General features: G+C 47.7%; 9 protein-coding genes. 1 reads left to right on the forward strand and 8 read right to left on the reverse strand.

What is annotated here, in order from left to right:
- Positions 1–47: 47 nt before the first annotated feature.
- Both BQ9856_RS04740 and BQ9856_RS25110 read right to left on the reverse strand, forming a co-directional pair.
- Positions 48–1,604, reverse strand: coding sequence for an ABC-F family ATP-binding cassette domain-containing protein (locus BQ9856_RS04740; protein ID WP_077609944.1), 1,557 nt, complete (start codon positions 1,602–1,604; stop codon positions 48–50).
- 460 nt (positions 1,605–2,064) lie between these two features.
- Complete coding sequence (locus BQ9856_RS25110; protein WP_328587230.1) at positions 2,065–2,148, reverse strand: putative holin-like toxin; 84 nt, start codon at positions 2,146–2,148, stop codon at positions 2,065–2,067.
- Between the two features lie 210 nt (positions 2,149–2,358).
- On the opposite strand from BQ9856_RS25110, the gene BQ9856_RS04745 reads away from it, so the two are divergent.
- Positions 2,359–3,246 carry a putative ABC transporter permease gene (locus BQ9856_RS04745; RefSeq protein ID WP_077610040.1) on the forward strand — a complete coding sequence of 296 codons (888 nt, stop codon included), beginning with the start codon at positions 2,359–2,361 and terminating at the stop codon, positions 3,244–3,246.
- Between the two features lie 157 nt (positions 3,247–3,403).
- Here BQ9856_RS04745 and BQ9856_RS04750 read toward each other — a convergent pair whose 3' ends face one another.
- From BQ9856_RS04750 to BQ9856_RS24720, 6 genes are all read right to left on the reverse strand, one after another.
- Positions 3,404–5,140, reverse strand: coding sequence for a phospho-sugar mutase (locus tag BQ9856_RS04750; RefSeq protein WP_077609945.1), 1,737 nt, complete (start codon positions 5,138–5,140; stop codon positions 3,404–3,406).
- Between the two features lie 78 nt (positions 5,141–5,218).
- Complete coding sequence (locus tag BQ9856_RS04755; protein WP_077609946.1) at positions 5,219–6,196, reverse strand: spore coat protein CotS; 978 nt, start codon at positions 6,194–6,196, stop codon at positions 5,219–5,221.
- 105 nt (positions 6,197–6,301) lie between these two features.
- A complete protein-coding gene (locus BQ9856_RS04760; protein WP_442855474.1) occupies positions 6,302–7,510 on the reverse strand; it encodes a CCA tRNA nucleotidyltransferase in 1,209 nt (402 codons plus the stop codon).
- A gap of 38 nt (positions 7,511–7,548) precedes the next feature.
- Positions 7,549–8,982 carry a proline--tRNA ligase gene (proS, locus tag BQ9856_RS04765; RefSeq protein ID WP_077610042.1) on the reverse strand — a complete coding sequence of 478 codons (1,434 nt, stop codon included), beginning with the start codon at positions 8,980–8,982 and terminating at the stop codon, positions 7,549–7,551.
- A gap of 330 nt (positions 8,983–9,312) precedes the next feature.
- Positions 9,313–10,398, reverse strand: a complete 1,086-nt coding sequence (locus BQ9856_RS04770) for a M20 metallopeptidase family protein (RefSeq protein WP_077609947.1) — start codon at positions 10,396–10,398, stop codon at positions 9,313–9,315.
- The coding region (locus tag BQ9856_RS24720) for an HD domain-containing protein (protein WP_200801249.1) at positions 10,388–10,904 on the reverse strand (517 nt) is incomplete at its 5' end. The genes BQ9856_RS24720 and BQ9856_RS04770, both read right to left, overlap by 11 nt.

The raw sequence follows: 10,904 nt of genomic DNA on the forward strand, positions 1-10,904 counted from the left end.
CGGGCCTTTTTAAAGGTTCCGGACCCTAATTTTGTTTTTACGGCATGTCAGGATAATTTTAACGCCCATTCCCTGCAGTCCAAAACCCTGGTTGCAAGGCCCTCGTAGAAATCCGGTTCATGGCAGATCAAAAGAATGCTGCCCCTGTACTCTTTTAAGGCACGTTTTAATTCTTCCTTTGCCTCCACATCCAGATGGTTGGTCGGCTCGTCCAAAAGGAGAACATTGGTCTCCCGGTTAAGAAGTTTACATAATCTCACCTTTGCCTGCTCACCGCCGCTGAGCACCCGCACCTGGCTCTCGATATGCTTGGTGGTCAGACCGCATTTTGCCAGGGCTGACCGCACCTGATACTGAGTATAGGAAGGGAACTCCTTCCATATTTCTTCAATACAGGTTGTGGTGTTGCCGGGTACCATCTCCTGCTCGAAATAGCCGATGGAAAGGTAATCCCCAAGCTCCACATTTCCGTTAAGAGCCGGGACAAGGCCAAGTATGCTCTTTAACAGTGTGGTTTTACCGATGCCGTTCGCACCGGCAAGAACCACCTTCTCGCCGCGTTCCATACATAGATTCAATGGTCTGGACAAAGGTTCCTCATAGCCGATCACCATATCCGCAGTTTCAAAGATGCATTTTCCGGCAGTACGGGCTTCCATAAAATGAAATTCCGGCTTTGGCTTGTCCTTTGAAAGTTCGATCACTTCCATCTTATCCAGCTTTTTCTGCCTGGACATGGCCATATTCCTGGTGGAGACACGGGCCTTGTTGCGGGCAACAAAATCCTCCAGCTCCGCGATTTCCTGCTGCTGGCGTTTGTAAGCGGCCTCTAACTGGGCCCGCTTCACCGCATAAACCTCCTGAAACTTCTCATAATCACCCACATAACGGTCCAGACTCTGGTTTTCCATATGATAAATGATGTTGACCACACTGTTTAAAAATGGAATGTCATGGGAAATCAGGATAAACGCATTTTCATATTCCTGAAGATAGCGCTTCAGCCATTCGATATGCTGTACATCCAGATAGTTGGTAGGCTCGTCCAGAAGAAGAATGTCCGGTTTTTCCAACAGAAGTTTTCCCAGCAGGACTTTGGTCCTCTGACCGCCGCTTAATTCCGTTACGTCTTTGTCCAGGCCCATGTCGCTCAGCCCAAGAGCCCTTGCCACCTCTTCCACCTTTGAGTCGATGATATAGAAATCGTGAGCCATTAAAAGATCCTGAATGGTTCCCAGTTCCTCCATCATGGATGCCATGGTTTCCTCATCGGCTTCTCCCATGCTGTCACAGATTCCGTTCATCTGCTCTTCCATCTGATACAGGAACGCAAAGGCACTTTTTAACACATCCCGGATGGTCATTCCCTTTTCCAGCACCGTGTGCTGGTCCAAATATCCGGCCCGGACCCGTTTGGACCATTCCACTTTTCCCTCATCCGGCTGTAATTTTCCGGTTATGATATTCATAAATGTGGATTTGCCTTCTCCGTTGGCTCCAATCAGGCCAATGTGTTCTCCCTTTAACAGCCGGAAGGATACATCCTGAAAAATGGCACGGTCCCCAAATCCATGTGTCAGATGTTCTACGTTTAATATGCTCATTTAATAACTCCTTTATCTATGTAGTTACTTTATCTTTTTCTTCACAGCGGTTTACGGTTTGAAACAAATTTACACCGTTTTATATGAAACATCATAATTCTACATGACAGAATCAATTAAGGCAAGCAAAAAGCCCACTTTAATGTGAGCCTTTTTCATTTCTTCAGCCATTTTTTTAATAAAGCCAGCTCTCGGCCTTCTTCCTTTCTGTTCATTTGGGAAACAGTATATTTCAGGTTTTTATTGACATAATGCTCATACATCAGAAAATGGCAGACGCAAAAATAATAGAAGCAGATATTGCAAACACACATAAAATATGTTATATTGGAATTACAAAAGGAACAACCGCCCCTCTACAAGGGGTTGGCCAGTATATGAAGCAGAATTACCACCTTTTTCACTCGCCAAAGTTTACAAGGGTGGTTTTTCTATGCCTGTCTCCAGGCTTTAAAAAACGTTACTTACGGTTATTAAAAATAAAAGTAAGCAATGCGATTATGAACATACCAAAGGCCATTAAGTCCTTAAAGTCAAGATTCATCCGCACCACCTCCCATCTATGTAGGATGGAAGGCCAACGCCCTTGCAGTGACACGATTGTTCCATATCACCATGGTAACATATCCCATTTCTTTATGCAATTATTTTTTCCCTGGTTCCAGGCAAGAAACATATTCTTTCCAGTTGCAAAATTCGACAAAAACGTTTATGATAAATCCAACATGGATCAGTGAAAGAAAGGGTTATGCTTATGTACGTATACACATGGTATCAGTGGCTGCTGTTTTTTTTCATTTATTGCTTCATTGGCTGGATCATCGAATCGACTTACGTTTCCCTAAGAAGCTTTCATTTTGTCAACCGCGGTTTTCTCCGTCTCCCTCTTCTTCCCCTGTATGGAAGCGGGGCGATCATCATGCTTTGGCTTTCCCTGCCGGTAAAGGGCAATTTACTCCTGGTGTTCCTCTTCGGAATGGCAGGCGCCTCCCTTCTGGAGTACATAACCGGCTATGTTATGGAACGGCTGTTTAAAATGAAATACTGGGATTACAGCAACAATCCCTTCAACTTAAACGGGTATATCTGTCTGGGAACCTCCATCGCCTGGGGCCTTCTCACCATACTGCTTACGGAAGTTATCCACCGCCCGGTGGAATGGCTGATCCTTCGCTTGAGTGCAACGGTATGCATCGCTCTTGTCATTGTGACCGGTATCCTATTTACCGCCGATGCCATACATTCCACCAGGGAAGCCCTGGACCTTGGCCGTATACTGGAATCCATGACAAAATTAAAGGCCGAGCTGGAAGAAGTCCAGGTACAGATGGCCCTGTTAAAGGCGGAAACCGCCCAGAAGGTATCCGAACTGCGGACCGGAACCATTCAGAAAGCAGCTACCTTAAAGGACGAAACTTTAGTAAAGATATCCTCCCTGAAAGCTGAAACTGCCAGTGCCCTAAAGGAATCCGCCTTGGTGGAACGCCTTCAGTCCCTGACAGAAGCCAAAGAGAAATTAACAAACCGATTAACATTTTACCGTAAGGGGATCCTTCGCAGGAACCCTACTGCTTCCTCACGGCTGTTCGGAGAAGCTTTAAGGGAATTAAAGGAATATTCTAAAAAATACAGAAAATCCTGAAAACACCCTGCTGGTATACCTTTACGCCCGACAAAGCGGAGCGGGCCCTGCCCAAAAAACATGTTCGTTTGGCTCATTGCCCGCGTAAATAAGGAAAAGAAAGGTGTGGATTGTCCTGGGAGCCAATCCACACCTTTCTTTTATGTAACACGATCTCTTACATCATCTTATCCACCATGGCCATAACGGCTTCTCCCAGCTTCGCAGACTTCTCATCTGCATCTGCCATGGAAGTTCCCTTAATACCATAGTAGAATTTGATTTTCGGCTCTGTTCCCGATGGCCTTACGCACAGCCATGCGCCGTCGGTCAAATCATAATAAAGCACATCAGACTGGGGAAGTCCGGTAGGTACGGTTTCTCCGGTACTCATATCTTTAACCGTATCCAGTTTATAATCTCTGGCGGAAAGGACCTTATACCCGCCGACAGACAGCGGCGTTTCACCCCGCATGGTCTCCATGATGGCTTTGATCTTCTTCTGGCCTTCGATGCCCTTAAGTCCGATGGATTTTACCGCATCCTTATAATAGCCGTATTTCTCATACATGGCTATCATGGCATCCCATAAGGTCATGCCTTTAATCTTATAATAAGCCGCAGCTTCGCACAGTGCGGCCGTTGCGGAAATGGCATCCTTATCGCGGGCATAGGTTCCGATCAGGCATCCATAGCTCTCCTCCAGGCCAAACAGATACGTTCCGTGGCCGGTGGTCTCTTCCTTTAAAATCTGCTGACCGATGTATTTGAAGCCGGTCAATACCTCAATGAGTTCACAGCCATAAGCCCGGGCTGCTGCATCCACCAGATTGGTGGTAACGATGGATTTCACTACCTGGCCATCTACCGGAATCTCTCCTCTTTCCTTCTTCTGGCTCAACACATATTCACACAGAAGAGAGCCTGACATATTGCCGGTTAAAGGAATGTATTCGCCTGATTTCCCATCCTTTACATACACCCCGAGACGGTCCGCATCCGGATCCGTTGCCAAAACCAGATCCGCATCCTTTTCCTTTGCAAGCGCAAGACCCAGTTCAAACGCTTCTTCCGCTTCCGGATTGGGATAGCTGACCGTTGGGAAATCACCATCCGGCAGTTCCTGCTGCGGTACCACATATACATGGGTAAATCCGATCTCCTTTAATGCTCTTCTTGCAGGAAGATTGCCTGTACCATGGAGAGGAGTATAGACCACCTTAATACCGTCCTGCATTCGATCGATCGCGCCCTGATTCACCACCTGAGCCTTTACATGGGCAATGTATTTATCATCCACAGAGGCTCCGATAATCTCGTATTTGCCTGCTGCCTTTGCAGCCTCTGCTGTCGTTGTCTTAACCGTGGAAATATCCGTTATAGCCAAAACCTCAGCCGTTACCCCTTTGTCATGAGGCGGGGTGAACTGGGCGCCATCCTCCCAGTATACCTTGTATCCGTTATATTCCGGCGGATTATGGCTGGCTGTAATGTTAATGCCGGCAATACAGCCTAATTCTCTTACCGCAAAGGAAAGCTCCGGCGTTGGACGCAGGGATTCGAATTTATATGCCTTGATTCCGTTAGCAGCCAGCGTTAACGCAGCCTCCTCTGCAAACTCCGGTGACATATGCCTGGAGTCGTATGCGATAGCCACGCCTTTATCGGCGCCGCCCTGTTTTATAATATAATTTGCAAGCCCCTGGGTCGCTCTTCTTACCACATAGATGTTCATGCGGTTAATGCCGGCGCCGATGACGCCTCTTAAACCAGCGGTACCAAATTCCAAATCCTGATAGAAACGCTCTTTAATCTCATTTTCATCATCTGCGATCGCGCGGAGTTCTTCCTTTGTCGCCTCGTCGAAGTATGGGTTTGAAAGCCATTCTTCGTATATACTCTTGTATTCCTTCATAAGCAAAATACTCCCTTCTCTCCATTTTTGTTATGGTTATTATAAATCATAACAGGATAAAAGAAAAGCGTATTTCCATTATTTTATTTTTGACAGGAAAAGATTCCGCATAGGCTGCTGAATCTCTAAATCCTTAAGCTTTTCAATATTCCGGGCGGGAATCCACGCCTTATTTGCATTGTAATAGAAGTTGATCTGCTTCCAGTATTTCTCAGGATATAAAAACAAAAAGTATAGGCAGGTCCTATCTGCATCCGAAAGAGAGAGAACCTTTGCATAGGTCTCCAGCATGGCCATACCAAGTTTTAAATTCCAGTCATGCTTTTCCATGGCTTTCCTCATGAAATGGTATAAATCTTCCATCTGCATTCCTCTGTGCATGCGGTTAAATTCCACGATCGCCACATCATGGGAGCACATCAGAATATGATGCTGGTTCAAATCCCCGTGGCACAAATACCCCTCCCCACTCCCCCGGTCTTCACAAAATACCGTCATCCCTTTACAGGCCTCCATGGCCTGTTCAAAAAATATGTCATAATTCCCCATGACACATAGTTCAAATTCGGATTTTTTTCTTTTATTCCGGATAAAGGTCCGGGCACGGACCAGCTCCCTGTTGTGGCGTTCCATTTCTTCCGCCGGCAGCTGCACTAAAATGGACCCTAAGTTCCACTCTTCTTTGAATTCTATCCGTCGCAGAATTTTATGTAAACGGGCAATCCGTTCGATGGCGCATAGTACTTCTTTGCTGTCCTTTAAGTTGCATTCCCGGTCTGCATACCAGTCTTTTACAATCCACCGGGTTCCATCCTCGGCGCTAGAGAGGAGTTCTCCTTCTTTATTCCTGACGTAACGATCCACGTTTAAATGGCCGGTTTCTTCCATTTGTGAAAATACCTGATCCTCAAACTCCAGGCGCTTTAAGGTTCCTTTATATTCCCGAAGCAGTTTAAGCCCCTGATCCGTATCACACAGCCAGGCGCCCCGGCCGCGTTTCACATCCTGAATTTCAAGCTCATACTGCGAAAGCACCTCTGCGTATTTCTCGTTCACAACCACCCCTCCAACTCTTAGCTCATCAGCTACTTCTAGGGTATGAAGAGGTGGAAAAAAATATGCAGAATCCGTTTGAAAGTTACAGGAACCCCGTCATTGTACTCATGTTAAATTTTCTATTAATTTCATCAAATATTCCCTGTTATTGCATTCCGGCTGCTTAAGAACCACCTCAAACAGACCGTTTAGCACCTCTCCGATTTCAGGCCCAGGCTTCATTCCTGCCTCAATTAATTCCCGGCCGGTCACCACCATATCCCTTAAGCGGATGCAGTCCCCATCTCTTAAGATTTCCTCTGAATACTGTTCCACTATTTTTAACTGTTCCCTGTAGGATTCCCTGCAGAAAATCATCTGGAAGCACAAAAGGTCCTCAAAAAGCCCCAGGGGCAGACTGCTCATCACCCTGCGGATGGCCGGTTTATAGGCCGGAATTTCTGTTTTCCACAGGCTGACCAGTGTTTTTACATGATCGATTGTTTCATTATCCAGCTTCAGATCCCGCAGAATCCGAACCGCATCCTGGGGAGCTTCCATCCGCAAAAAGCCGGACCAGCGCATATGCTTTTGGGGAGGCAGAAGCCGGATCCAGCCTGTCTCCAAAAGCCGCTTTCCGGCATTCTCAAAATGCTCTGAAATATAAGGACCTATCCCGCTTTCATACACAGCCGCGATCCGCTCCGGATGGCTGGAAAGGAGAAGCTTTGTAAGCTCCACCTGGATCCGTTCCTTACTGACTAAAGCCATATTGGGAGCGATGACCGAAACCGCTTCTTTGGTCTCCCGTTCGATGTCAAAATCAAGCTGTGCAGAGAAGCGAATGGCTCTTAATATCCTTAAGGCATCCTCATTGAACCGGTCCAGGGCGTTTCCCACGCAGCGGATCATATGGCATTCTAAATCCTTTATCCCGCCAAATGCATCCACAAGCCCTTCCCGGTCGTTGTAAGCCATGGCATTGATGGTAAAATCCCGGCGTTTTAAATCCTCTGACAGGTTTCCTGTAAATTCTACGGATTTGGGATGGCGCCCATCCTCATATTCCCCGTCTATGCGGTAGGTGGTCACTTCATATCCGCCGCGGTCTATCAGTACCGTAACCGTACCATGCCGGATCCCTGTATCAACCGTCCGGTTAAAAATTTCTTTTACCTGTTCCGGCTTTGCAGAGGTAGTGATATCCCAGTCTTCCGGTGTCCGTCCCAGCAGACTGTCTCTCACGCACCCGCCCACTACATAAGCTTCAAATCCATGGGTATTCAGTTGTTCGATGATCTTCTTTGCTGCATCCGGAACCTGAATTTTTATCACGTTTCTACCTCCTGGTGTTCCTTTCCTGCCTGCTTTTATTAATAGGCCCTGCCCCAGTAAACCATTTTTGCTGCAGGCTTTCCGCAGCAGATGCATGTGTCCGCCAGCTTTTCCTGCTTAAACGGCATACAGCGGGATGTTGCTCCTGTGAGTTCCTTGATTTTATCCTCGCACTCCTGGCATCCGCACCACATGGCCTTCACAAAGCCTGGTTTTTCCTCAACGGTCTTTACAAAGGTATCCATATCCACGGCCTCATAGGTGTGTTCATCCCGATGCAAACGCGCACGCTCAAACATATCGATCTGGATGTCAGCAAGCAGCCGGCCCACTTTTTCGTTCAATTCATCCAATGATACGGTGATTTTCTCATGGGTATCCCGGCGCACTAAGACTGCCTGGTTTTCAGCAATATCTCTCGGACCGATTTCCACACGAACCGGGATTCCGCGCATCTCTGACTCGCTGAACTTCCATCCGGGGCTCTTATCGGAATCGTCAACTTTTACTTTATAATTAGAAAGAACCGTTTTTAACTCATATGCCTTTTCAAGAACGCCTTCCTTCTGCTGCTGGACCGGAACGATGATGACCTGGGTCGGAGCGATTCTGGGAGGAAGCACAAGACCGTTGTCATCACCATGGACCATGATGATGGCTCCGATCAGTCTGGTGGTCATGCCCCAGGAAGTCTGGTGAACGTACTGCAGCTTATTTTCCTTATCGGAATACTGGATATCAAACGCTTTTGCAAATCCATCTCCAAAGTTATGGCTGGTTCCTGACTGAAGAGCCTTACCATCATGCATCAGGGCTTCAATGGTATAGGTTGCCTCTGCTCCGGCAAATTTTTCCTTATCGGTCTTCTGGCCGCGGATGACAGGCATCGCCAGAACTTCTTCACAGAAATCCGCATATAAATGCAGCATCTGTTCGGTTCTTTCCTCTGCTTCCCCGGCGGTCGCATGGGCCGTATGGCCTTCCTGCCACAGGAACTCTCTGGAACGCAAAAACGGTCTGGTAGTCTTTTCCCAGCGAACGACCGAACACCACTGGTTATAAACCTTCGGAAGGTCCCGGTAAGACTGGATATCTCTGGAGTAAAAATCACAGAACAGGGTTTCTGAGGTAGGTCTGACACAGAGTCTTTCCTGTAACGGTTCCATGCCTCCATAGGTGACCCATGCAACCTCCGGTGCAAATCCCTCTACATGGTTCTTTTCCTTTTCAAGAAGGCTTTCCGGAATGAACATGGGCATATAAACATTTTCAACTCCTACTTCCTTAAACCTTCTGTCAAGTTCTTTCTGAATGTTTTCCCAGATGGCATAGCCCGCAGGCTTAATGGCCATACAGCCTTTTACACTGGAATAATCGATCAATTCCGCTTTCTTTACAACATCCGTATACCACTGGGCGAAGTCCACATCCATGGATGTGATGGCTTCTACTAATTTCTTGTCCTTTGCCATGACAATTCTCCTTCCATTAAAAAGAGCCATCCGTTCCCTGCAAAAGGGACCGAACAGCTCGGCGGTGCCACCCAATTTAGCCATAGCGAAATACCATGACTCACTTTTCGATCCGTTAACGCTGGAACAGCGCCGCAGTTTGCTGCGGGACTCCGAGGGAGGTTGGGTCATGAGCGGTATAAAGGCCTTCCAGCGTACGGCCTTCTCTCTGGAATACATCATCACTTATTAGTCCTCTTCAACGTCTTGCTTTTTAATTGATAAAAAGATCGTATGGTTGATTTTACGTTATTTGCATTTGTTTGTCAAGAGGAGGGCCTGGCTTTTTCTCTACAGAAACGCTTCCAAAGAGGCAAGAGCCGTTTCCATGACTTCATCGGGGAATTCGTAGCCTGCGGTATGAAGGTCCGGGCATGCTTCTCCTGCCCCCACACCAAAATACATCCCCCCTGCTTTCTTTAAATACCAGCCAAAATCCTCGGACCAGCGAAGGGGCGCAGAAGCTTCGATCCAGGGAATCCCTCTCTTTTTAAGCCGTCTTCTGCATACTTCTACCATATCAGGATCATTGACCGTATCCGGAAATTCATCCCGAACGGAAATCTGAAGGGCCATCTTAAGCTCCCCGGCCCTTTTTTCTGCAAAGGTACGGATGGAATCCTGAAACCGTTCCAAATCGGAAAGCCGTTCCGCCCGCAGGGTTAACGCCAGTTTTCCATCTCCAGGAGAGACCCCAAAGGATTCTTCCCCAACCTTCACTTGTATGATGGTCGCAAGCACCATGCCCTCATAACCTGGCTGTGCGGCAAATTCAGGAATGCGGCAGATCAGTTCTCCGATCAGCCAGGCAGGATTTATCCCCTGCTCCGGGTAAGCGGCATGGCACTGCCTTCCTTTTAAGGTGAGGATGATCCCCCTTGAGGCGCAGGCAAAAGTCCCTTCCCGGAGCACAACCGTACCAAGAGGATAGCCCGGTAAATTGTGAAATGCGTAGACCTCTTCAATTCCCTTTTCCGTTAAAAGTCTGCTGCACATCTCTCCTCCCTGACCGGTCTCCTCTGCCGGCTGAAATAGAAAATAGACATTCCTTCCCAGCTTCTTCCCCTCAGCAAAAAGGCAGAGACCGGCAAGCACCGCGCTGTGTCCATCGTGTCCGCAGCCATGGAATACCCTGCCGTCTTCTCCCTTAATCGCATCCATATCTGCCCGAAACGCCACGCTTTTTTCAGCCCCCTCCTCCTGGTGGACAGCGTAGAACCAGCCGTTACAGTCAACGATCCTAAAAGTTGTATGCTGCCTTAGAAAGCCTTTTAACAAATCCATGGTCCTTTCTTCACAGCCGGACTTTTCCGGACAATAATGAAGCGCTCTCCGAAGATTTTTTAACATTTCATATGTATGGTATTCAATTCCCATGTTTTTCTTCCTCCATCAGCCTCATGGTATCCCGCCGGACCTCATCCCGCAGCTTTCTTGTCACCTGAAAGCTCTCACAGATTTCATTTCCATAGGTCAGGTTTAAATCATATTCCAGGGGCAGCCAGGTCTTTGTACCGGCCTCATTATGCTGAATCAGGGTTTCAATTTTATCAAGGGCTTTGCAAAGTCTGGCCTCCTTTGTCTCACAACGGGCCATTTCCTCAAAAAGAGGGGCGACGGAAGCGTTCAGATGCTCTGGCAGCCTCTCTAAGAGAGACCGGACAGCCTCATCCTCCACCGCTTCGTCCTCCCCTGTCTTTTCAAAAGCCGGAATATCTCCGGTTAAGGCCTCTCCCCAGTCATGGATCAGGCACATCCGGATCACCTTATCCATATGAAGCTCCGGAAAATCCTTTTCCATAAGCATGGCCATGACCGCAAGACGCCAGCTGTGCTCCGCGACACTCTCCTGCCTGCCGTTTGTCGTCCAGTTGTGGCGGGGG

This window comes from Clostridium sp. Marseille-P2415, from assembly GCF_900155545.1.
Lineage (GTDB): Bacteria > Bacillota > Clostridia > Lachnospirales > Lachnospiraceae > Lacrimispora.